This is a genomic window from Leuconostoc palmae (genome assembly GCF_019656075.1).
Lineage (GTDB): Bacteria > Bacillota > Bacilli > Lactobacillales > Lactobacillaceae > Leuconostoc > Leuconostoc palmae.
On the sequence record NZ_BPKZ01000010.1, the window covers coordinates 32196 to 54216 of the forward strand.

26 protein-coding genes are annotated in these 22021 nt (G+C 36.8%); 10 read left to right on the forward strand and 16 right to left on the reverse strand.

Annotated features, from left to right (window positions below; translation table 11 throughout):
* Positions 1–76 precede the first annotated feature (76 nt).
* From K5Q12_RS06155 to K5Q12_RS06170, 4 genes are all read right to left on the reverse strand, one after another.
* Complete coding sequence (locus tag K5Q12_RS06155; protein WP_220742832.1) at positions 77–958, reverse strand: DegV family protein; 882 nt, start codon at positions 956–958, stop codon at positions 77–79.
* 33 nt (positions 959–991) lie between these two features.
* Entirely contained in the window at positions 992–1330 is a 339-nt protein-coding gene (locus K5Q12_RS06160; RefSeq protein ID WP_220742833.1) for a fluoride efflux transporter FluC, read from the reverse strand.
* Positions 1327–1731 (reverse strand): fluoride efflux transporter FluC, encoded by a 405-nt coding sequence (locus K5Q12_RS06165; protein WP_220742834.1) that lies wholly within the window; start codon positions 1729–1731, stop codon positions 1327–1329. The genes K5Q12_RS06160 and K5Q12_RS06165 overlap by 4 nt, the downstream gene beginning before the upstream one ends.
* A gap of 91 nt (positions 1732–1822) precedes the next feature.
* Positions 1823–3217, reverse strand: a complete 1395-nt coding sequence (locus K5Q12_RS06170; protein ID WP_220742835.1) for a flavocytochrome c — start codon at positions 3215–3217, stop codon at positions 1823–1825.
* 249 nt (positions 3218–3466) lie between these two features.
* Here K5Q12_RS06170 and K5Q12_RS06175 point away from each other — a divergent pair, with 249 nt between their 5' ends.
* The 4 genes from K5Q12_RS06175 (at position 3467) to K5Q12_RS06190 (ending at position 6856) form a co-directional block, all read left to right on the forward strand.
* Complete coding sequence (locus K5Q12_RS06175) at positions 3467–3877, forward strand: hypothetical protein (protein WP_220742836.1); 411 nt, start codon at positions 3467–3469, stop codon at positions 3875–3877.
* A gap of 327 nt (positions 3878–4204) precedes the next feature.
* A complete protein-coding gene (gene trpX, locus K5Q12_RS06180; protein WP_220742837.1) occupies positions 4205–5212 on the forward strand; it encodes a tryptophan ABC transporter substrate-binding protein in 1008 nt (335 codons plus the stop codon).
* Positions 5209–6108: an ABC transporter permease gene (locus K5Q12_RS06185; RefSeq protein WP_220742838.1), complete on the forward strand. Its 900-nt coding sequence runs from the start codon at positions 5209–5211 to the stop codon at positions 6106–6108. The genes trpX and K5Q12_RS06185 overlap by 4 nt, the downstream gene beginning before the upstream one ends.
* Positions 6101–6856: an ABC transporter ATP-binding protein gene (locus K5Q12_RS06190; RefSeq protein WP_220742839.1), complete on the forward strand. Its 756-nt coding sequence runs from the start codon at positions 6101–6103 to the stop codon at positions 6854–6856. Before K5Q12_RS06185 ends, K5Q12_RS06190 begins: the two co-directional genes overlap by 8 nt.
* A 31-nt stretch (positions 6857–6887) precedes the next feature.
* Here K5Q12_RS06190 and K5Q12_RS06195 read toward each other — a convergent pair whose 3' ends face one another.
* Positions 6888–8225, reverse strand: coding sequence for an amino acid permease (locus K5Q12_RS06195; RefSeq protein WP_220742840.1), 1338 nt, complete (start codon positions 8223–8225; stop codon positions 6888–6890).
* A 212-nt stretch (positions 8226–8437) separates the two neighbouring features.
* On the opposite strand from K5Q12_RS06195, the gene K5Q12_RS06200 reads away from it, so the two are divergent.
* A complete protein-coding gene (locus K5Q12_RS06200) occupies positions 8438–9355 on the forward strand; it encodes a lactate/malate family dehydrogenase (RefSeq protein ID WP_220742841.1) in 918 nt (305 codons plus the stop codon).
* Positions 9356–9394: 39 nt separating this feature from the next.
* On the opposite strand, the gene K5Q12_RS06205 is transcribed toward K5Q12_RS06200, so the two are convergent.
* The 4 genes from K5Q12_RS06205 to K5Q12_RS06220 form a co-directional block, all read right to left on the reverse strand.
* Positions 9395–10618 (reverse strand): NupC/NupG family nucleoside CNT transporter, encoded by a 1224-nt coding sequence (locus K5Q12_RS06205; protein ID WP_220742842.1) that lies wholly within the window; start codon positions 10616–10618, stop codon positions 9395–9397.
* Between the two features lie 139 nt (positions 10619–10757).
* Positions 10758–11714, reverse strand: coding sequence for an ABC transporter permease (locus K5Q12_RS06210; protein WP_220742843.1), 957 nt, complete (start codon positions 11712–11714; stop codon positions 10758–10760).
* A gap of 2 nt (positions 11715–11716) precedes the next feature.
* Positions 11717–12853 carry an ABC transporter permease gene (locus K5Q12_RS06215; RefSeq protein ID WP_220742844.1) on the reverse strand — a complete coding sequence of 379 codons (1137 nt, stop codon included), beginning with the start codon at positions 12851–12853 and terminating at the stop codon, positions 11717–11719.
* On the reverse strand, positions 12853–14409 hold the full coding sequence (locus tag K5Q12_RS06220) for an ABC transporter ATP-binding protein (RefSeq protein WP_220742845.1): 1557 nt from the start codon (positions 14407–14409) through the stop codon (positions 12853–12855). The genes K5Q12_RS06215 and K5Q12_RS06220 overlap by 1 nt, the downstream gene beginning before the upstream one ends.
* Before the next feature lie 227 nt (positions 14410–14636).
* Here K5Q12_RS06220 and K5Q12_RS06225 point away from each other — a divergent pair, with 227 nt between their 5' ends.
* A complete protein-coding gene (locus tag K5Q12_RS06225) occupies positions 14637–16040 on the forward strand; it encodes a TrkH family potassium uptake protein (RefSeq protein WP_220742846.1) in 1404 nt (467 codons plus the stop codon).
* Positions 16041–16059: 19 nt separating this feature from the next.
* Entirely contained in the window at positions 16060–16725 is a 666-nt protein-coding gene (locus K5Q12_RS06230) for a potassium channel family protein (protein WP_220742847.1), read from the forward strand.
* Between the two features lie 129 nt (positions 16726–16854).
* Here the strand turns inward: K5Q12_RS06230 and K5Q12_RS06235 are convergent, their stop codons facing one another.
* From K5Q12_RS06235 to K5Q12_RS06265, 7 genes are all read right to left on the reverse strand, one after another.
* On the reverse strand, positions 16855–17121 hold the full coding sequence (locus K5Q12_RS06235) for an alpha/beta hydrolase (protein WP_220742848.1): 267 nt from the start codon (positions 17119–17121) through the stop codon (positions 16855–16857).
* A complete protein-coding gene (locus K5Q12_RS07275) occupies positions 17093–17218 on the reverse strand; it encodes a hypothetical protein (RefSeq protein ID WP_373306138.1) in 126 nt (41 codons plus the stop codon). Before K5Q12_RS07275 ends, K5Q12_RS06235 begins: the two co-directional genes overlap by 29 nt.
* Before the next feature lie 71 nt (positions 17219–17289).
* Complete coding sequence (locus tag K5Q12_RS06245; RefSeq protein ID WP_220742849.1) at positions 17290–17592, reverse strand: hypothetical protein; 303 nt, start codon at positions 17590–17592, stop codon at positions 17290–17292.
* Positions 17593–17608: 16 nt separating this feature from the next.
* Complete coding sequence (locus K5Q12_RS06250) at positions 17609–17980, reverse strand: OsmC family protein (RefSeq protein WP_246570514.1); 372 nt, start codon at positions 17978–17980, stop codon at positions 17609–17611.
* A gap of 94 nt (positions 17981–18074) precedes the next feature.
* Entirely contained in the window at positions 18075–18608 is a 534-nt protein-coding gene (locus K5Q12_RS06255) for a PadR family transcriptional regulator (protein ID WP_220742850.1), read from the reverse strand.
* Positions 18609–18641: 33 nt separating this feature from the next.
* Positions 18642–20192: a DHA2 family efflux MFS transporter permease subunit gene (locus K5Q12_RS06260; RefSeq protein ID WP_220742851.1), complete on the reverse strand. Its 1551-nt coding sequence runs from the start codon at positions 20190–20192 to the stop codon at positions 18642–18644.
* A 108-nt stretch (positions 20193–20300) separates the two neighbouring features.
* Entirely contained in the window at positions 20301–20603 is a 303-nt protein-coding gene (locus K5Q12_RS06265) for a kinase (protein ID WP_220742852.1), read from the reverse strand.
* Positions 20604–20703: 100 nt separating this feature from the next.
* On the opposite strand from K5Q12_RS06265, the gene K5Q12_RS06270 reads away from it, so the two are divergent.
* The 3 genes from K5Q12_RS06270 (at position 20704) to K5Q12_RS06280 (ending at position 21961) form a co-directional block, all read left to right on the forward strand.
* Positions 20704–21090, forward strand: a complete 387-nt coding sequence (locus K5Q12_RS06270) for a GTP-binding protein (RefSeq protein WP_220742853.1) — start codon at positions 20704–20706, stop codon at positions 21088–21090.
* A gap of 1 nt (position 21091) precedes the next feature.
* Positions 21092–21598 (forward strand): YbhB/YbcL family Raf kinase inhibitor-like protein, encoded by a 507-nt coding sequence (locus K5Q12_RS06275; RefSeq protein WP_220742854.1) that lies wholly within the window; start codon positions 21092–21094, stop codon positions 21596–21598.
* A 129-nt stretch (positions 21599–21727) separates the two neighbouring features.
* Positions 21728–21961 (forward strand): hypothetical protein, encoded by a 234-nt coding sequence (locus K5Q12_RS06280; protein ID WP_220742855.1) that lies wholly within the window; start codon positions 21728–21730, stop codon positions 21959–21961.
* Positions 21962–22021 lie beyond the last annotated feature (60 nt).

Consider the following 22021-nt stretch of genomic DNA (forward strand, 5'->3'; position numbering starts at 1 on the left):
TTTGTCTCCGTGTTTAGATGGTATACCCATTATACCATTTTGACAACAAGCTCAATTACTTGAAATGACAGCTATTTTATACCAACGTCTCCCAATCTCGTGACCATAAAAGTCCCATGGCACCATCACCAGTGTGTACGCCAATATAAGCACCAATTTTACCGCGTTCAAAAATCACCGTTGGATATTCCGCTTGTAAATCTTTAAGCCATTTGTCACCCAACTTGGCATTATTACCATCAATCACAAAGGCACGTACTGGATATTCGACTTGAGATAAATATTGATTTAATGCTGATTTAATTTCTTTTAGGGCACCACTCATTTTACGAGCTTTCGCCACTGCACCAATTTTACCTTCCCCCTGAATGTCCATGGATAAGATAGGTTTAATATTGAGCAGGCCACCCACTAGTGCTGCACCACGTGATAGACGTCCTGTTCTTTGTAAATGAGAAATATCATTAACTACAAACCGCACATCAAAAGTATCTCTTAGCGTAGCCAGTGATTGCCAAATTTGATCAAGTGATTTACCACTTTCACTCATTTTTGCAGCCATAACTGCCTGAATCCCTGAACCGATAACAGCAAATTTCGAATCCCATACTCTGACATCCGCCATACCTTCATAATTGGATGCAACGGCCTGGGCCGTTTGGTAAGCCCCAGATATACCTGACGAAATAGGTACAATAAGTGCTGCATCATAACCAGCAATTTTAGCATTATTTAGCGCTTCTTCCCAGTCGCCAGGCGCTGGTTGAGAAGTCGAAGCAACAATACCGTTTTCTTTCATCATTTTCACAAGCTGCCCAAGATCTTGAATATCCACAGACTCTTTATACACTTCATCCCCAAAAATAATAGGATCATTAACTTGAAAAATGTGATAGCGATTGCGTAAAGTCGTTGGAATGGTTGATGCCGAATCACTTATCACTGCTATTTTTGTCATTCGTTGTCTCCGTTGATTTCTATAGTAATTTGGTTATAGTAGATTCCCGAATTGCATGCCAATCCAGAAAAATAAAAAACCACTTAAAATTTGAACTAATAAATAAATGCTCTGTTTAATCAAATGATACTCTGAGCTTTGTGTCATCATCGTACTAAATGTCGTAAAACTACCAATTAACCCTATGCTAAACACACCATTCATTGCATGTAACTGATGCAAAGCCAAGAGCATCCCCATTAAAAAAGAACCACAAACATTAATCAACCAGACTGCTGTCAGATATTGGTTGTTAAATTTCCAGTAACTGATGATGGCATATCTTACTAGGGTTGCTATAGCTGATAGCACAAAAACACTGACTATAATCATTTCGCATACCTATTCCTATACAAGTAACGTCCCAAATTGTGTCCGCACTTAACCACTAATATCCCACCAATAATTGTAACCATAAGATATGGAAACGCATTCATTGGTCTACATAATTGTATCTCGTAAAATTCAAGCATCATGGTACTGAAAGTTGTGAAACCACCAATAACGCCGGTTCCTAAAAATGATTTCAACAGTATGGTTCTTTGACTGGTATAAGGTAGAAATGTACCCAAAAAAGCTAATAAAAATGCCCCTGTTAAATTAATCCCCACCGTTGTTATCGGCCAGTGCCCAACAACAGGCATTAATCCCAAAGTAAATCGTAAACTTCCACCAATACCACCACCTAGCATCACCAGATATAATTCGATTATTTTGTTTCTCTCACTTTGCATAAGTATTATTTTAGCAATTTTAATATTTATTAGCAAAATTATCAATCGAATTCGTATAAAAAACAGCTTGCCAGACCAAGCTGTTTTTACCTCATAATTTTAAAATAAATTTTGCAACCTGTTTTCCTGACTGACGGCCAAAAACAACTGTTTCCGCTAATGAGTTTCCCCCGATTCGATTATCACCGTGAAGTCCACCGGTCACTTCTCCGGCAGCATATAGGCCTTTTATAGGTGCATTATCTTTATTTAGCACCTCGGTTTTAGAATTAATGCTAATCCCTCCCATGGTGTAGTGAATTGCCGGCTTAATATGAATAGCATAGTATGGGGCTTGCGTGATGCCTCGCGGCATACCTGTTTGACGTCCAAAGGCAGTATCTAATCCTTGTTTTTGATAATCATTCCAGTCTGTTATTGTTCTAGATAATGACTCAGCATTGAGGTTTGCTTCTTTTGCAAGACCAGAAATTGTACTAGCTTCAGTGACTAACCCGACTGCGTGGTAAAAGTTGATAGCTGGGAAAGCATCTCTAATCGATTGGTCAAAAATCAATGTTGCACCATCTTCATCCAGTGCATCTATCGCTGCCGTCACTTGATCTCTTGTCGTCATCTCATTGACAAAACGGCACCCTTTCTGATCAACTAGTATTGCACCCTCTCCTCTAACGCCTTCACCAATCAAATAAACATGATCCGTATCTTGTTGAACTGTCGGATGAACCTGAATCTTTGCCATGTCAACTAATTTTGCGCCTACTTCAGTTGCCAACATCATGCCATCACCAGTTGCTCCTGGATGGTTAGTCGTTTTAAGATGAACAAGTTCAGGCCTATATTCTTGTAACATCGACTTATTTTGTGAAAACCCTCCAGTTGCAATTAAAATTGCTTTAGTCGAAATTTCAAATGACATTTCCTTATTTGTGGTCAGCTTGATCCCAGTTACGCTATGATTATCTGTAATTAGAGAAACAACACGTGTGTCATTAAACAATGGAATATTTTTCTCCAATAGTTGTTTTTGCAGTCCTCTTACTAAATAACTACCCACAGCTGATTTATCACCAGGTCGATGTGCGCGTCGTTCTGACATCCCACCTGTTGAAGTGATATCTGTTAATTTAATTTGATGTTTATCTAGCCAATTAATCGCTGATTCTACATGCGTGACAAAATAACTTAATAAAGCCTTATTATTGGTACCACCGCCACCGTTCAAAGTATCTTCATAAAAAGATTCTTGAGAATCGACAATCCCATGTTCTAATTGGACAGATGTTTCTACGGCATTCATGCCAGATGATGCACGGTTTGAATTGCCACCCAGCACGCTCTGCTTTTCAACAATTGCTACGTCTAAGCCTAATTCTTGAGCTTGAATAGCTGCTGTCATGCCTGCAATACCAGAGCCAATCACAACAAAATCATAAGCTGATTTTATATCATCAATATTATTGGTAGGAAATATAAATTTAGACATGCGGCTCCACTCCTTTTTATGTTACAATTCCATGACAAAAAACCAATAAGGTTGCATTGTTTCCTTTTTTAACTTATATATTATTTCACAAATTATAACATAATTTATATTCATTAATTTATTTTTGGGGGTCATTGTTTACAACCACCAGACAAATTCCTCAATCCAAATGATTCAATTATTTCTGGAAGTACGACAACCACTACGCCTACTAAGCCTGTTCTTAAATTTGCTAATGTGCCTACTAACTTGCCCTTTAACACGGTTAGTCTTGGTACTAGTCAGGGTGGCTATGTTACCGCAACGCGCCAAGATCCCAACTGGGGAATGGACATTTATGACAATCGAAATAATGGTAAAGGCGGTAACTGGTCTGTTAGCGCCAATCTTGTTTCTGATAAGATGACAGGCAATAATGGTCACACATTGACTACACCAATTATTTTTAAAGACGCCAATTCAACATCGAGTGTTTTAAGTACAAAAGCACCCGTAACTATTTTTTCTAACTACTCTATCTCTTCTAATTCTAATTATATTAGACATGTTCAATTTAATGACCCTAATACAGGTCTGCTTATTCGTGCACTTACTTCGGAGATTTATACTAATGAAAATTATTCAGGAATTATTAACTTCACGTTGAATAATGTACCTTAATACAAAATTCTCTCTTTTTAAATTATATGAAAATTAGCCTATTGACAACTCATCAAATTCTTAGTATTCTTATCTTACAGTCAACTTGGAGAAAAGTTATGCAAAATACACTATTACAATTGAATAATGCCTGGTGGCGTCGGTAATCAGCTTTTCATTTTGATGGATAAAGCTGATGTTTAAAACATTTGTTTTATCCATACCGACGTATTTTGTCTAGCACCTCAGTCTGTATGGAAATAAGCCATGCAGACTTTTCTTTTGACCTTGGAGAGCACTGTATGGCTGTCTAAGGTCAATTTTTTTGAAAAACGGGAGAATTTTATTATGAATAAACGCCTTTTAGCAGTTATTGCAGTTATTGTTGCTTTCTTATGTGTCGCATTTTTCCTCACCAGTAAACCAACTAATAGTCAGGAAAACAAGAAAAACTATGTACCAACTGTTGGTATTCTACAGCTAGTGACTCACCCTGCATTAGATGAAATACATCGGGGAATTATTTCCGGATTAAAGTCACAGGGATATTCTGGTGATAAAATCAAGATAGATTACCAAAATGCACAAGCTAATCAAGCTAATCTCAAAACAATGTCACAAAAATTTGCGAATGAAAACGCCGATTTAACTATTGGTATTGCAACACCAGCAGCATTATCGTTAGCAAAAACAGCATCTGGTAATTCACCCGTTATCTTAGCAGGCATTACTGACCCAGCAGGATCTGGTTTAGTCAAAACAACACAACGCCCTGGTAACAACGTAACAGGTACTTCTGGCGATTCTCCACTTGAACAACATCTTTCAGTTATCAAAAAAGTGGTCCCAAATGCTAAAAAGTTAGGCATTATTTACACAACTTCAGACCACGGTGGTGAGTATAATGCCAAAAACATGGAAAAAATTGCCCAAGCAGCTGGTTACGATGTTAAGATGTTTACAATTTCTTCGACTAACGATATGCAACAAGTTGCTGAAACAATGGCTAATCAAGTTGACGTTGTTTATGCCCCTCAAGACAACGGTGTTGCCAGCTCTATGAAAACACTAGTTAATGTGACAAATAGTAATAAGATTCCTGTCATTCCTGCTGTGGATACTATGGTTAAAGATGGTGGATTAGCCACAGTTTCAGTTAGTCAATACGACTTGGGTTATCAAGCCGGTGTTATGGCTGCTAAAGTATTAAAAGGTAAAGATACCGCAACATATCCGGTAAAAACAATTACTGAAGGTAAGATGGTTGTCAATTTAAAACAAGCAAAGCTACTAGGTATTCCATTACCTGATAGTATCATTGCCGAAGCAAAAGCCAAGGGAGAAGTCTTCAAATGAGTATAATTGTATCAAGTATTGGTCAAGGACTTTTATGGGCAGTTTTAGGCGTCGCGCTGTTTCTAACATTTAGAATTCTAAATTTCCCAGATATGACAGTTGAAGGTTCGTTTCCATTAGGTGCAGCTACTGCTGTTAGTCTAATAGCACACGGATTCAATCCTTACTTAGCAACCCTCATCGCTTTTGTTATTGGAACAATTGCAGGATTAGCCACAGGATTACTCTACACCAAAGGACGTATTCCTATCTTATTAGCTGGAATTTTAGTCATGACTGCTTCATTGTCAATTAACTTACGTATTATGGGATCCGCAAATATCTCACTGTTAAATCAAAAGTCTGTTTTTTCAGCTCATATACTACAACATTTGCCAAAATATTTTGACTCTGTCTTTGTTGGTTTGATAATTATCACACTTATCACACTAGCGCTTATCTTTTTCTTACAAACTGATCTAGGTCAAGCATTTATTGCAACAGGCGATAACGCAACTATGGCACAGTCAATTGGTATTAAAACTGACCGTATGACAATTATGGGTCTTATGTTATCAAATGGCTTAATTGCTTTTGGTGGTGCTATTATAGCTCAAAATAATGGTTATGCTGACATCAACATGGGTATTGGTATTATTGTTATCGCATTAGCATCGATTATTATAGGCGAAGTTATTTTTGGTGATTTATCCCTCAATGAACGCCTCGTTGCTGTTATAGTAGGCTCAATCTTGTATCGTCTTGTCCTTCTTGCTGTGCTACAGCTTGGCTTTTCAACCAATGATTTAAATCTCATTTCAGCTGTTGTTCTAGCCATTGCTATGATGTTGCCAAGATTACGACATGCCCTTAAACTCGATTCATTGATTAAAAAAGGAGTTAGCACCCATGAGTAATCCGGTTTTTTCTCTCAAAAATATCGTTGTCACTGTTGGTGATGGTGTCAAGATATTAGATAACTTAAATCTTGACATTTACGATGGCGATTTCATCACAATACTTGGCACAAATGGTGCTGGAAAATCAACACTATTTAACACTATTGCAGGCAACCTAAAAATTACATTGGGTCAACTGGAACATCATGGTAAAAACATTACTAACTCTAGTGCGGTGTCTCGAACAAACTATATTGCCCGTGTCTTTCAAGATCCAAAAATGGGTACTGCCCCGCGTATGACTGTTGCTGAAAATCTATTACTTTCTGAAAAACGTGGCAAAAAACGATCACTAAGAAACCGTGGTTTAACTAAGGAAAAGTTAGCTGATTACGCAAAAATTACTAAAGTGATGGGTAATAATCTCAATACAAGATTACAGACTGCTACTGGTAATTTGTCTGGCGGACAACGTCAAGCTTTAAGCTTTTTAATGGCAACACGCGTCAAGCCTGAGCTATTACTGTTGGATGAGCATACTGCGGCACTTGATCCTAAAACATCAGAACATCTTATGATCGCTACTAACGAACAGGTTACACAAAATAACTTAACAGCTATGATGATCACTCATAACTTAGCAGATGCTTTAAAATATGGTAATCGTTTGATTATTCTAAATGCTGGTAAAGTTGTCTTGGATGTTAACGGAACAGCAAAATCCGCACTTACTGAAGGAGATATTTTGAAATACTTCATTGCTTAAAAAAACGTTTCGCAAATATGCGAAACGTTTTTTAAGCTTTTCTAAATTTGACTATACTAATCATAAAGAGTACCACAAACCATATAATAGCTAAAATCGTGGTAATTCTTGTTGATGATGAAAATAGCAGTATAGCAAAAATAGCTAACATGAATAAAATAGTCAAGTAATTTGAAATTGGTGAAAAAGGCATTTTAAAGTGTTTTTCACTTGTTTGATAATCTTTGGAGCGACGGTATTTAATATGCGTCAACATTAATGACATGTAAATTACAATAAACGTCGCTGATGCAGTTGAAGTCACAAGGCTAAACGCATCTTTTGGAAATACATAATTTAGAATAATTGTAGAAGCCACCAAACAAGCTGATAATGCTATACCATGCATGGGAATGTGGCGCTTGTTTAACTTCGCAAAATAACTATCTTTAGGTGATAAAGAAAAAATCATTCGCCCTGTCGTAAAGAGTGCACTATTTAATGATGACGCAGCCGCAGTTAAGATGACGAAATTAATAATCCCTGCCGCTGATGAAATGCCTATACCAGAAAATACTTGCACGAATGGTGACATATTAGCGCTATAGTCTGTCCAAGGCTGAATAACCATAATCGCTAACAATGCCCCTACATAAAAAATCAAAATTCTAAGAATAATTGAGTTAATCGATTTTGGAATTGTATAAATTGGATCTTGTGTTTCAGAAGCTGCCATTCCCACAAACTCAACACCTAAAAACGCAAAAAATGCCATTTGGAAAGCTGACAGTAACTGGCTTTTATTGGCAACAATCAAACCATGTTCCCATAAGGTTGAAAGATGGGTTATGCCAACCTCAGTCTTAACATGTAAAACAAGCATCAATATACCAGTAATTATCATAGCAACTATAGCGATAATCTTAATTAACGCAAACCAAAATTCAGCTTCACCGAATGCTTTAACAGCGATAATATTCATAGAATACAAAACTAGTAAGAATAACGCCTCCCAAACCCACACTGGTACCGATGGCAGCCAAAACTGCATATACTTACCAATTGCTGTCAACTCTGCCATGGCAATGATAATCCAACCCAACCAATATGTCCATCCCATTACGAACCCAGCACGGTTACCTAGATAAGTTTTAATGAAACCAATGAAATTCGTTTGATCATGATTCGATAATAATAGTTCGCCCAGTGCACGCATCATTGCAAAAATAAATAATCCAGTAATGATGTAAACAAGCAAAATGGCTGGACCAGCCTTCTGTATTGAATCTCCTGCACCTAAGAACAGTCCTGTCCCAATTGTTCCGCCCAGTGCAATCATATTAATATGTCGACCTGATAAGGTTCGCGCTAACTTTTGATCTTGTTTCATAATTTTTCTCCTCGAATGACGTACAAGTTCTATCATAGGCTATCACTAACTCGATATACAAATAGTCTTTTTCATTATGAGATGAAATTGATTCATGTCCTTATGCTGTTTCACGTGAAACAATTCATTTTTAAAATAAAAAGCGTTTTCTCTCTAAAAATGTGTATAATTTAATTGTAAACACATTTTTAACTAATAAGGGGTTTTTCGATATGAGGAAATTAGGTGTTGTTGGTATTGGACATGTTGGGTCAACAGTTGCACAAATTATCGTTAGTCAAGGATTAGCAGACGAACTTATTTTGGTCGACAAAAATGAAAACAAATTAGCCGCTGAAGTGCTAGATTTGCAAGATGCCGCAAGTTTACTAGCTCATCATGTCACTGTCAGAGCTGGTTCTATAGCTGATTTAGCTGATGTAGAGGTCGTTGTTTCTGCTTTGGGACATATTGAACTGATTGAACCAGGTGGAGACCGTTTTACTGAATTACGTGCGAATACACCTGAAGTTCAACAAGTTGGGTCAGATTTAAAAGCAGCCGGATTCAATGGTGTTCTGATTGTAATTTCAAATCCAGTTGATGTGATTACCGGTATTTATCAAAAAGCAACTGGATTACCTACGAATCAAGTTTTTGGCACGGGAACTTACTTAGATACTGCCAGACTGAAGCGTACATTAGGTGCAGCATTAAACATCGATCCTCATAGTGTTCAGGGTTATATGCTTGGCGAACATGGTGATTCACAATTTGCTGCTTGGTCCACCGTTAAGGTGTTAGGTCAAACAGCTGAAGATTTGGTCACTAATTACGGTCTTGATTTAGACAAAGTTGCTAATGATGCACGTGTAGGGGGCTTCACAGTTTTTGATGGTAAAAAATATACAAATTTTGCTATTGCCCATGCAGCAGTTTCTCTCGCTCAATTAGTCATCTCAGATGCTCACAACCAAGCCATTGTTTCTCATTATGATCCAAATTTTGATGGCTATATCTCTACCCCAGCTATTATTGGACGAGACGGTGTTGTGGGCAATTTTGATCTGACATTGACAGCTAACGAATCAGAATTACTAAAAAAATCAGCTGAGACAATTGCCGAAAAAACAGCTCAACAGCTCAAATAAAAAAGGATGCAGTTTTCGCATCCTTTTTTTATGTTTATTTTACCAAACAAATAATCCAGCCATTGCAGCAGAAACTAATGATACTAAAATCCCTGATAATAGCATATATGGTACTCGTGAACTAATGTAATCATTTTTTTCTTTATCAACCAAGCCTTTAAACGCACCGATAATCATTCCCAGTGTGCCAAAGTTAGCAAAACTAGTTAAAAATACAGTTAATACGATACGAGCATGTTCGTTAGCAAATAATCCTTTGCTACCCATAATGGACTTTGATACTTTGCCCATAACTACGAATTCATTGGTCACTAACTTAGTCCCCATATACTGGGCAATTTGAAATGCATCATGACTATTAAATCCTAGCAACCAAGCAAACGGAAACATCACTACGCCAAAAATGTTTTCTAATGTCAACCAATGTATCCCCGTCAGACTAAATAGTTGGTTAATTAAGGCAGCTAAGGAAACGAAGGCAATAACTGTAGCAGTAATAATCAAGATTAACTTTCCCGCACCTAAAATGGAGTCTCCCAAAAATGAGAAGAATGGTTCTTTTTTACCATTTAAGCCACTAACATTCACGATAACATCATCTTCTGTAGAAACTTTTGTCGGGTTCAAGATAGCCGTAATGACAATCGCGCCTAAAATATTTAACGGTATAGCTGTCAAAACATATTTACCCGGCACCATTTGTGTATACGCACCAATAATAGCCGATGTCACGCAACTCATAGACATCATAGCCAACGTTAGATTTCTTCGTGCACTCATATGATCCAACTGTGCTTTTGAAACAGCTAACACTTCAGTATTACCCAAAAACATCATCTCTATTGAGAAAAAAGCTTCAAATTTTGGTTGCCCTGTTATAAAAGCTAATCCTTTTCCTATCCACCGAATCAACCATGGTAGCACACCAATATAAGTCAGAATATCAAACAACGGCACTACTAACAATATTGGTAACAATGCTGTCGTCACGAAATTTGGGCCACCATTGTTGGCTGTTAACCAGTCTGGCAAAGCAAAAGCTATACCTTTTGACGCAACTGATACTAGCCAGTTAAAGCCATCAGAAGCCCCTTGAACAGCTATTTGGCCTGCTTTGAATTGTGTAAAAAACCATGCCAGTAGCACTTCTAATCCTAGAACTATCAGTACTGATCGCCATTGCACGTTTTTTTTGTCATTAGAAAATAAGTATGCAATACCAATAAAGATAGGGATACTTAAAATATTAATGATGATTAACATATATTACCTCATTTTTTAAATAAGTTTGTAGTAGTTTTGTATTATTCCTATTATAGCAATGATAACCTAATTTTGTAAGCGTTTTCTAACGATTGAAAAATAAAAACCTCTTGACTCTGATACCAAGAGGTTTATGCCATTAAGCAGCTTTTATATAATTAACGCCATCAGCTTTTGGCGCCCTTGTTTTTCCGAAGAAGAAGACAAGAACAATAATCGTCAAAACATAAGGTGCAATTTGCAACCAAATCGGTGGCACTGTCTTCAATAGTGGCAATTGTGCACCCACCACTGCTAAGGATTGTGATAATCCAAAGAATAACGAAGCACCTAATGCTCCGATAGGATTCCAACGACCAAAAATCATTGCTGCCATTGCCATGAATCCTTGTCCAACAATTGTACTAGCAGAATAATTTAGAGAGATAGATTGTGCAACAACAGCACCTCCAACACCTCCAAGTAATCCTGATATCATAACACCAGAATAGCGTAGTCTTGAAACATTAAGTCCAAGTGTATCAGCAGCTTGAGGATTTTCACCTACTGAACGCAGTCTTAGTCCGAACTTAGTCTTGAAAATAATGTACCAAGATAACACAGCTACAAATATAGCTAACCAAGCCGGCCCAGATGTTTTAGCAAAAAATAATTGCCCCAATACAGGAATACTTGCTAGACCAGGAATAGATGCATAACCAAAATCATGTGAAATCGGTACTGTCTGCCCCTTTCCATACAATACTTTGATTAAAAATACCCCTAATGCTGGTGCCATTAAATTAATCACTGTTCCAGAAATAATGTGATCAGCTCGTAAAGTCACTGTGGCAACGGCATGTAGTAGAGAGAATATCAATCCAATCAACGCTCCTGCCAATAGCCCAAACCATGGCGTTGCTGATCCTAGTGTATTAGAAAAAGTTAAATTAAACACAATCGATGCAAATGCACCCATTCCCATAATACCTTCAAGACCCACGTTTACCACACCAGCTCGTTCAGAAAAAGTACCTCCAATAGACGTAAAAATTAAAGGCGCTGAGTAAACCAGTGTGCTAGAAATTACAAGTGATAACATAGCCATCAAAGACATATTTATTCACCGCCTTTCTGATTTTTATCTTCTAATTGTGATGCTTTAAGTTCTTTTTTTGCTGCAGCATTTGTTGCTGCTTTGTCATCCATCGCTTTAATGCGCACCTGGATAAGTTTAATTAGGTAGCTAGCTCCCACAAAGAAAATAATAGATGCTGTGACAATATCAACTAATTCAAATGGTACACCAGATGACATTGGCATACCTAAGCCACCAATTTTCAAAACTGAAAAAATTGCGGCAGCAGCAAGGATACCAAGGTATGAACTACTACCCAGTAGTGCGACAGCCATGCCATCAAATCCAATTGAAGGTGATCCGTTTTGAGTAAAGAAATTCAAATAATTACCTAACCCTTCAATAGTTCCAGCTAGTCCAGCCAATCCACCTGAAATGGCCATCGCAATTACAGCATTACGCTTTGCAGACATCCCGGCATACTTAGCAGCATCCGAATTTAAACCAACAGCACGGATTTCAAAACCCAGTGTTGTTCTAGTCATGACAAACCAAACAACAACAATCATAATTAATGAAATAAATATTCCTGAAGAAATACTTGAACCTTGTGTCAATTCAGTAAGCCACTTCATTTGCAGTGAAGCATTCGCACCAACTTGTTTAGTCGTCTCTGCAGAAACTTTAATCCCTTTTGACATTGTATTTTGTAAGATGTTATTCCCCAAAAATAAGAGAATGTAATTCATCATAATAGTTACAATCACTTCACTCGCACCAAATTGCGCTCGTAGCCATCCAGGTATCGCACCTGCAAGGGCTCCCAAACCTGTGCCTAAAATAATCGCACTAGGTATCATGAAGTAGACGGGCATACTAGGAAAAGTTAACGCATACCAGATTGATCCAACCCAACCAGCTAATGCTTGCCCTGACAGACCAATGTTGAAGAAACCGGCTGTTTGAGCCACAGTGAAGCCTAATGCCGTCAAAATAAGTGGTGTCATTTGTGTGAGCACACTGCCAATGTCTTGCATTGAGCCAAACGCCGATCCAAGCAAAGCAACATATCCTAATATTGGATTGTACCCAAACACTAGCATAATAACTGCACCTATAATCAATCCAAATATAACTGAAAATAGCGCAACTGAGAACGAATTTTTTTGTGTTGTCATTAGGCGTCCACCTCTTGTTTAAGTGCTGATTTGGCGTCAGATAAACTCATTCCTGTCATCAATAAGCCTAACTCTTGTTTATTTGTATCTTTTGCATCTACAATCCCAACAATTTTCCCGGCATTGATTACTGCAATACGATCAGAAAGGTTAAGTATTTCATCTAATTCAAAACTTACAACCAAAACTGCTTTTCCAGCATCCCTTTGGTCTATAAGCCGTTGATGAATATACTCAATAGCACCAACATCTAATCCTCTTGTTGGTTGTGAAGCAATAATTAATTCGTTTTCACGATTTAACTCACGGGCAATAACAGCCTTTTGCTGGTTACCACCTGACATTGAACCAGCTGTTACTTGTATGCCAGCTGCACGCACATCAAACTCTGTGACAAGTTTTTGAGCTAAGTTATCCATTTCATCTTTTTTTAGAATACCATTTTTGGAAAGTGGGGCCTTATAGTATGTTTGAAGGGACAAATTTTCTGACAATGTCATATCAACTTCCATACCAAATCTCAGACGATCTTCAGGGATATGACCAACACCAGACTCAGTTATTTGTCTAGGTTTTTTGTTAGTAATATCTTTCCCTTGTAAAACAATCGATCCGGCTTGCACTTTTGTTAACCCCGTAATGCCTTGAATCAACTCGGTTTGCCCATTACCATCAATACCAGCAATCCCAACAATTTCACCTGATTTAACATCGAGTGAAAAGTCTTTAACAGCAGCTACACCACGTGCATCATGAACTTCAATATTGTTTAAGTTTAAAACGGTTTCCCCTGTCTTAACGTCGGACTTTACTGTTTTAAAACTCACCTCTCGACCAACCATCATATCAGCTAACTCTTGTGAAGATACACCAGCCACTGGAAAAGTCTCAATAGACTTACCGGCACGTATCACCGTAACAGTATCAGCTGCAGCACGTATTTCATCAAGTTTATGAGTAATTAAGACAATTGATTTGCCTTCCTTGGCTAAGTTATGCAAAATTGTAATTAATTCTCCAATTTCCTGAGGTGTCAGAACTGCTGTGGGTTCGTCAAAAATTAATATATCGGCGCCACGATATAGTGTTTTTAATATCTCCACACGTTGTTGCTGACCGACTGATATATCAGAGATTTTCGCATAAGGGTCAACTTGTAAGCCATATTTCTCAGATAATTCCTGAATTTTTTTTGCCGCTGTTTTAGTATCTAACGACAGCCCTTTAGTGATTTCTGAACCCAACATGATATTTTCAGTTACTGTGAAAGCATCAATAAGCATGAAATGTTGATGTACCATCCCGATACCCAAGGCATCTGATTTTGATGGTGAATCCACTGTCACAGTTTTTCCGTTAATCAAGATTTCTCCTGATGTTGGCTGAAGCAATCCCGTCAAAATATTCATTAGGGTTGATTTCCCAGCACCGTTCTCACCAAGTAACGCGTGAATTTCACCTTGTTGGACTTGTAAATTAATGTCATCATTGGCCGCAAAATCGCCGAATTTCTTAACGATATGTCGCATTTCAATGACTGGTGTTGATTCGGTCATTTATTTTCTCAGAGCATACCCAGTAAAGTACTACGTATGTTTTCACTTTCTGATAATATTTTAAAAAAATCCACGGACAAGTGCTGTTCGTAGGATTTTCTTCAAGCAATATTATACCATGATTATTTGTACAAAATTATTTCAATTAATTTACCTCGTGCGATTTTTAGATTAATAGGAATGTGATTTTAACGTTAGTACCATAGTAATTAGGCTATAATAGAGATATGTCACGAAAAATAGAACTCCCTACTTCTGCGGAGATGAAAAAATTCCATAATCGTTCACGTCGATATACTTTTTGGTCTCATATTTCTATGCCACAACGTTTAACTTTAGGATTTTTATCTGTTATTACTGTTGGTGCTATTTTTTTAATACTACCAATTAGTCACCATGGTAATATGAGCCATTCCTTTATGGATGCAATGTTTACTGCTACGTCAGCAGCATCTGTAACTGGGCTAACAGTCGTAGATACAGCAACTCACTGGACAACTTTTGGCCAACTGATTATTATGTGTCTCATTGAAGTTGGTGCACTCGGATTCATGTCTTTTTCGGTCCTATTATTTACAGCTACTCGTAAACAAATGGATCTGCGCAACAAAATGATGGTTCAAGAAGTTTATAGCCTTGAAAGTTTGTATGACACACGCGTTGTCTTTGGCTATGTTATTAAATTATCGATTATTATACAGCTTGTAGGTGCTTGTCTGCTCGCCCCATTTTTTATGCATGACTTTGGCATTAAACGTGGTGCTTTTTATGCTATTTTTCATGCCATCTCCGCATTTGGAAACGCAGGATTTAGCATATTACCTAAAAATGATGTCTCCATTGCAAATCAGCCGTGGATTTTATTGATATTCGCAGCATTAATTATCGCTGGTTCACTAGGTTTTTTGGTTTGGAGAGATCTACTGCTTTATCATCACAGACGTCGACTATCACTCCACTCCAAACTCGCTTTGGTTATGACTGGGGCCTTAATTATTGGCGGTTGGTTATTATTTGAATTGACAGAAAAAAATTTGGCTGTAGAAACCCAATTGTCAACCTTTGATCGATTAGCAAATACATTATTCATGTCTATTTCATATCGTACAGCCGGTTTTTCACAATTCAGCTTTAACGATATGTCACCCGCAACTATACTGTTAACGATGATGCTAATGTATGTTGGTGGTACTCCCGGATCAACCGCTGGCGGAATTAAAACAACTACTTTAGGTGTTTTACTATTAAAAACCCACGCGGCTCTGCGGGGCAAAAAAGATGTTACCTTTGCTCGGCGTCGATTAACAAACGAAAATATTACCCGTTCACTACTACTAGTTTTTGTCTCTATCGTTTTTTTGGCTATATTGGCCTTTCTATTAATGCTGACGCAAAGTCCAGATTCAAAATTTGGTCTAGAATACGTCATTTTTGAAGTCATCAGTGCTTTTGCCACTGCAGGATTAACACTAGGTTTGACACCTCATTTGACAGATTTCGGTCAATTAGTCATTATGTTAACTATGTTTATTGGTCGAGTAGGTGTCTACACTGTCATGTTCTCAGTTCTTAATGTTCATGGAGAGCATGCACCATATCAATACCCAGAAGAATCTGTTATCATCGGTTAGATTAAGAAAGGAACAATTTATGCGACAAACATATGCCATTATTGGTCTTGGTAGGTTCGGTGGAGCGCTATTAAAAACTTTAGTTGCTAACGGTCAAGATGTGCTTGGTATAGACATCAGTGAGGAAAATGTTAATGAGTATCGCGACATTGCAACACAAGTTGTTATTGCTGATGCACAAGAAGACGATGTTTTACGCAAACTTGACATTGCCAGTTTTGATCATGTTATTGTAGCTATTGGTCATAATATGCAAGCAAGTATATTAGCAACCATTAATGCCAAAGACTTAGGGGCTAAAAATGTCATTGCCAAAGCAGAAAATCACACACACTTACGCGTGCTAACTAAAATTGGAGCCGATTTTGTTGTTCAACCCGAACGAGAAATGGGTGAACGTCTGGCCAGAAAACTTCTGGCTCCGAATATGTTGAACTTTATTGAATTATCTGATGACTACTCCATGGCAGAAGTACAAATTGTTAACTCAGAGTTTTCAGGAAAAACATTATCTGAGCTTAATATTCGCAAAAAATTTGGTTTAAATGTCATTGCTGTTCGACACGATGGTGAAGTTGTAGTTGCGCCGGAAGCAGGTTATCAAATACATCATAATGACATTTTGTCGGTCGTTGGACCTAAAGATATGGTTGATGATTTTGACCAAATGACAAATCATGTTTAATAAAAAAACACCCTAATATTAGGGTGTTTTTTATTGACTAATAAATGTTGCTATTTGAGAGGCAACAAATGGATTATCACGTACCTGACTATGTTGTGATTGTTCTCCGCCCACTAATACACTATATGCTTAGTTGTGCTTAATAAAGTATTTAAAAGATTGCGAACTAAAATTAGTCACAACACCATCAGACCCGTCACCTTCATCTCCCATCACGTTCATAATTTTAGTCTGTATATCCATATTGTTTTTGTTTTGTTCAAAATAATGGTAGTTATCGTCTTGCATCTTTGGCTTTGATGTGCGACCATCAAGTTCGTTTTTTGCAAATGCGGTTCGATTAAATTTACCATCTATCATCCCAGAATTAAATGGGGCTGCAATAGCAATTATCAATTTTCGGATATTGTTTATTGTCAGGATGATGTGACAGCATTGTTGTAGCAGCTACAGTTGCTCCCATTGAATGCCCAACTAACGACACTTTTTTCATACCACTGCCACGTAATTGCTTTAAAAATTTTGCTAGAACATCAGATTCCTGACGTGCAGAATTTCCCTATTTTAAAAATCAAACTGGTAAATTGCCCCGTATCCACTATTAGACTTAACAAGATTCAACTCGTAGCTCCCAGATTTTGAGATATTAATGGTTTCTCTTTTTGTAATATGTGTTTTATCTTGGATAGATTTAGCTAAAACATTAGTCGCATTTGCACTGCTACCATAGCCATGTAACAGTATAATTGTTTGGTTCGATGGCTCATGATAATTTTTTATACGACTAACCATATAATAGCCACCAACCAAACAAAGCATAAGAATTAACACTGTAGTAACTAATATTTTCCCTTGTCTACTCGTCATCCATGTTCCTCATATATTAATCAAACTGTTTTACCAATATGACTTTGAAATTATTATTACCAGATAAAAGTTTATCTACTGGACAACGTCGTTGCGCAATTTCTAATATATCTTCCGCCTCTACATGACTAACATGTGGTATCAAAACATTCGCTTGCACGTTGAACTGAAAGCCTTCATTATCACGTAACATCTCGACAACAACACGCACTACACTTTGATGTGATAATTTCCGACGCTTTTCTTCTACTTCTATGGTTGCATTAAGACACGTTGCCAAAGAGGCCGCTAATAATTGCTCAGGATTAGTTCCTGGAGTCTCACTTATTGGACTACTTGTTGTAATGGTTAAATCATCGTTATCAATAGTCTTAACTAGTCCTTCAATACCAAACGAATTTACTACTTATGTACGATATAACACATTTTCTGCCATGAAATTCTCCTATATGCCATACTAATCAAATTCAATTATAACAAATCTACATACTTTTAGTCAGTATTTTTTCTTTAGCTGATTTCAAAACAGTTAACGCTGCAGTATACGTAGCAATCCCGTAATCAAAGGTTATTTGCTGTGTTGATGTCATTCCGTCACTGAGCCACTCTGCTAAACGTTCTTGTAACGATTCCAACTGCAATGTTTTCCTAAATATTTCTTCATCTAAAAATTTAATCACTTCTTCATCAGGTAAATAAGCGCTGAAATATAAGCGCATGAGTAAGTCAGACTTAAATATTTCATCAGACGTTGGTTCAATCAAAGCCTCATCAAAACTTTTACTTCCTAATTCTGTAATTTGGTAAATGTTCTTATTTGGTTTATCAGTCTGCACAATTGTCTGTTTCACAACTAGTCCCTCAGACTCTAATTTTTTTAACGTTGGATAAATCATCCCAAACGTCGCATCAAAAAAGTGATTTAGTCTTGTCTGTAAAATATCATTGATCTCGTATCCTGTATGAGGTCCTGACTTTAAAATACCAAGAATGACCTCTTTACCTTTCATTACCAATGATTACACCTCCGATACCATACTTTTTTACCATTATACACCACCTCGTTTCAAACGTTTTTCTTTCAAAAATAAACTAATTACTGCACTTATAAGAATAAATATGACACTGTAACGATACAACTTTTCAAAGGCAAAGCGTAATTGATTCTTCGTCAGATTTTCTATATCTTCAACTGCGTTTTTAAATTCAGGTGGTAAGTGGGTAGTATTTGTGTCTTCGAACTTTGTTTTGGTCATTGAATGATTTATTTTGTCCAGTGTTTGTAATTTTTCTCGGTTAGATAGATGCGTTTGATTAATACGTCTTGAAGCATAATCTATTGAGTTAGTTTTAGCTTGCGCTAAACCACTATACAAACCAGTTATAAATATCGCTACAGCAAGCATAGACCCGACCTGTCTCAATACTCCGGTTACACTCTGAGATGCTGTCAATGATGCCCCTTCTAATTGACCAGCTGAAATGACTAGAATAGGTCCTGTGATCAAACCATACCCAATACCAACCAGAACACCTGCAATCATCGTATGCTGGTTGTCTTTTAATGCACCAAATCCTAACCACCCATACCCTGCAGCAATTAATATAAATCCCACACCTAATAATAAAGGCGCGGATATTTTTGATTTTATGAAGCCGGATATGGGTGCAAAAATAAAAATAGCAAATGATATTGGTGCAATCAATAACGAAGCATGTAACGTTGTCATTCCGCCAACATTCGTAAAATAATTCGGTAATATAACCATAATAGCAACTAAAAATACATTACTTAACACAATAATGATAGCAGCTAAAGAAAACATTTTATCGGCAAATAGTTTCAGTGGCACCATTGGATTTTGGCTTTTCTTCTCGATGCAAATAAACAATATAAAACTTAAAACGCTAACAGTTAAACAAAGAATGGTTTCCCAACTTGTCCACCCCCATAAGCGTCCATTAATCAAACCAATAGATAAATTACCTAATGTCATCATGCTAGATATTGCACCGCCAATATCAATTTTTTGAACCTGTCGATTTTCGTTTTTAAAAGGAAAAAAGCAGGCGCTAAATATAAGCATGCTAATTACCAATGGTAAATTAATCACAAAAATCCAACGCCATCCAAGTAACTGCGTAATGACGCCACCAATAGTTGGTCCAAGTGCCGCGGCTAAACCTTGTGTTATCCCTAAAATACTAATCACTTTTGTTCGATTTTCACCAGTTACTAAACGAATGGCTAATGTCATGGCTAATGGAAATATTAGTGCAGCACCACAACTTTGGATCGCTCTGCCTACTAGCAACGTTGTCAAATTACTAGATACAGCCGAAATAGCAGATCCGATACCAAACATAGCTGTTCCTAACATAAATCCTCTAAACATACCAAACATTTCTGCTAAACGAGTTAACGGTATCGTTAGTGAGGCGAACAAAATCAAATAGATACTTAATGTCCATGACAATTGATCTAGCCCAGTGTTTAGATATTGTCCAATGCTTGGTAAACTAACATTCATAATTGTTGTATCTAACATACAAACAAAAATCCCCAATACGAATACACTTATTAAAATCGTTTTTTTCATAACCATTCCCCTTTTATATTAACATAATTTATATTAACTTAATTAATATAAATGTCAAGTTTAGGCACAAAAAAACCGCTACTGTGTGAGCGGTTTTTCATTAAGTGATTATAAATTATTATCTTCATCGATTTGATTGATTTTATCAAAAACCCGAAAAAGATTTTCCATTTCTGTTAATTTATATTTTTTTGAATTGCGATCGTACACGATTTCAGATTGTACAGGTTCTCCTACTTGCAAATCATGTAAAAAATCGCGTATTTCTGATATATCGCGCTGTACAGTCTTACGCCCTATAAAAAACATATCTTCGATTTCCTCAATCGATAACGCTCGACGACTAATTAATGCAGAATACAATCTTAAAATGCGTTGCTTATCATTAAAAACAGTTTTGTGTGCTGACATATTTTCCCTCGGTGAAATACTCTAAATTAATTGTACCAAATAAAACAGATGTTCGTTACAATAGAAATATAATTACTTTAACTATGAAAGGTCATCTATCATGTCATTTTTCAATTTTCTAAAAACGAAAAAGCCTGCTAAAGTATCTCACAATGGTAAAACAATGTCTTCAGAGGCTCCTATTTGGGAAACCACGGTCGATCCAGATGTTTTCTTTAATAGTTACCAGAAAGCAATTCATTCACCTAACACAAACGATAGCCAAACAGCTATCGAACTTAGCAGTAACCTATCTGATTTACAAATAGCCTTTATTGACCGCTTTGCCAAAACATTATTAACAAAGTTAAAAAAAGAAAAAAACAAAGACAAACGAGCAGAGCAAGCAATTGAAGCAATCAACAAAGTTCGAGTTTATAATAAACAGATGACTGTTGACGTTCGAGCACACCTAGCCCAAACTAAGAAAAAACTGATTGGAGACTAACATGAAATTGACAGTTAAATTAGAAGATGGTTTTATACCAGATAAATACGCTAAATATGCCTCTCAAGAATATCGCACAAGTAATATGCCTACTGTCAATTTCCCTATTACAATCTCTGAAATTCCAACTGGTACAAAGTCATTAACCGTCAGTTTGATTGATTATGATGCAGTTCCTGTTACTGGTTTTCCTTGGATACATTGGCTAGCAGCTAACCTACCCGTAGATAGTATTCCAGAAAACTTGAGCGAGACAGGCCTCGGTGTCTCCGGTATGAATTCAACTTGGCACAATGTTCAAAAAGGTGGAGAACTACCTAATCCAAAAATTAATCAAGCCTACATCGGACCTATGCCCCCTGATAAAACGCATGATTACACATTAACTATCTTTGCATTAGATACCGTATTAGACCTTCAAAATGGATTCTTTTTGAACGAATTAAGAACCAAAAGTAAAAATCATATATTGGCTATGGAAATCTTAGAATTACCAGCACGTGCTTAACACCTATTTTAGGTGTTTTTTATACAGTTTTTTTACTTTATCCAGTATTTAAATGTATATTTATTACATTTAAATACATATGAGATTAATATTTATAACATAGTCTAACTAATCAGGAGGTGCCTAAAGATGCCTGAAAACAAATTAAATGTAGCCATAGTTGGCGCTACTGGATATGGTGGTCTTGAACTACTTCGTTTATTATATAACCATCCAAATGTTAACGTCTCATCCATTCATCACACCTCCGAGTCTCAAGATGATATCAACCAATTGTTTCCTCATTTGAAAAAAATGTATAAAATAACATTTTCGCCTTTTAATCCCAACAATATTATGCAAACAGCAGTGCTCTTATACTAAAAAAATGGACTATTTTTATTCAGTCCGTAAAATGAAAGTATAGGAGTATTTTTATGTCAA

Bases quoted from the DNA above. Each gene is read 5' to 3' on its own strand.
- K5Q12_RS06190 (WP_220742839.1), top strand. From the start codon at position 6,101: ATGAGTAATCCGGTTTTTTCTCTCAAAAATATCGTTGTCACTGTTGGT.
- K5Q12_RS06170 (WP_220742835.1), bottom strand. From the start codon at position 3,217: ATGTCTAAATTTATATTTCCTACCAATAATATTGATGATATAAAATCA.
- K5Q12_RS06230 (WP_220742847.1), top strand. From the start codon at position 16,060: ATGCGACAAACATATGCCATTATTGGTCTTGGTAGGTTCGGTGGAGCG.
- trpX (WP_220742837.1), top strand. From the start codon at position 4,205: ATGAATAAACGCCTTTTAGCAGTTATTGCAGTTATTGTTGCTTTCTTA.
- K5Q12_RS06280 (WP_220742855.1), top strand. From the start codon at position 21,728: ATGCCTGAAAACAAATTAAATGTAGCCATAGTTGGCGCTACTGGATAT.
- K5Q12_RS06160 (WP_220742833.1), bottom strand. From the start codon at position 1,330: ATGATTATAGTCAGTGTTTTTGTGCTATCAGCTATAGCAACCCTAGTA.
- K5Q12_RS06270 (WP_220742853.1), top strand. From the start codon at position 20,704: ATGTCATTTTTCAATTTTCTAAAAACGAAAAAGCCTGCTAAAGTATCT.
- K5Q12_RS06210 (WP_220742843.1), bottom strand. From the start codon at position 11,714: ATGTCTTTGATGGCTATGTTATCACTTGTAATTTCTAGCACACTGGTT.
- K5Q12_RS06260 (WP_220742851.1), bottom strand. From the start codon at position 20,192: ATGAAAAAAACGATTTTAATAAGTGTATTCGTATTGGGGATTTTTGTT.
- K5Q12_RS06205 (WP_220742842.1), bottom strand. From the start codon at position 10,618: ATGTTAATCATCATTAATATTTTAAGTATCCCTATCTTTATTGGTATT.
- K5Q12_RS06200 (WP_220742841.1), top strand. From the start codon at position 8,438: ATGAGGAAATTAGGTGTTGTTGGTATTGGACATGTTGGGTCAACAGTT.
- K5Q12_RS06225 (WP_220742846.1), top strand. From the start codon at position 14,637: ATGTCACGAAAAATAGAACTCCCTACTTCTGCGGAGATGAAAAAATTC.
- K5Q12_RS06215 (WP_220742844.1), bottom strand. From the start codon at position 12,853: ATGACAACACAAAAAAATTCGTTCTCAGTTGCGCTATTTTCAGTTATA.
- K5Q12_RS06245 (WP_220742849.1), bottom strand. From the start codon at position 17,592: ATGACGAGTAGACAAGGGAAAATATTAGTTACTACAGTGTTAATTCTT.
- K5Q12_RS06195 (WP_220742840.1), bottom strand. From the start codon at position 8,225: ATGAAACAAGATCAAAAGTTAGCGCGAACCTTATCAGGTCGACATATT.
- K5Q12_RS06220 (WP_220742845.1), bottom strand. From the start codon at position 14,409: ATGACCGAATCAACACCAGTCATTGAAATGCGACATATCGTTAAGAAA.
- K5Q12_RS06165 (WP_220742834.1), bottom strand. From the start codon at position 1,731: ATGCAAAGTGAGAGAAACAAAATAATCGAATTATATCTGGTGATGCTA.
- K5Q12_RS06185 (WP_220742838.1), top strand. From the start codon at position 5,209: ATGAGTATAATTGTATCAAGTATTGGTCAAGGACTTTTATGGGCAGTT.
- K5Q12_RS06155 (WP_220742832.1), bottom strand. From the start codon at position 958: ATGACAAAAATAGCAGTGATAAGTGATTCGGCATCAACCATTCCAACG.
- K5Q12_RS07275 (WP_373306138.1), bottom strand. From the start codon at position 17,218: ATGAAAAAAGTGTCGTTAGTTGGGCATTCAATGGGAGCAACTGTAGCT.
- K5Q12_RS06275 (WP_220742854.1), top strand. From the start codon at position 21,092: ATGAAATTGACAGTTAAATTAGAAGATGGTTTTATACCAGATAAATAC.
- K5Q12_RS06265 (WP_220742852.1), bottom strand. From the start codon at position 20,603: ATGTCAGCACACAAAACTGTTTTTAATGATAAGCAACGCATTTTAAGA.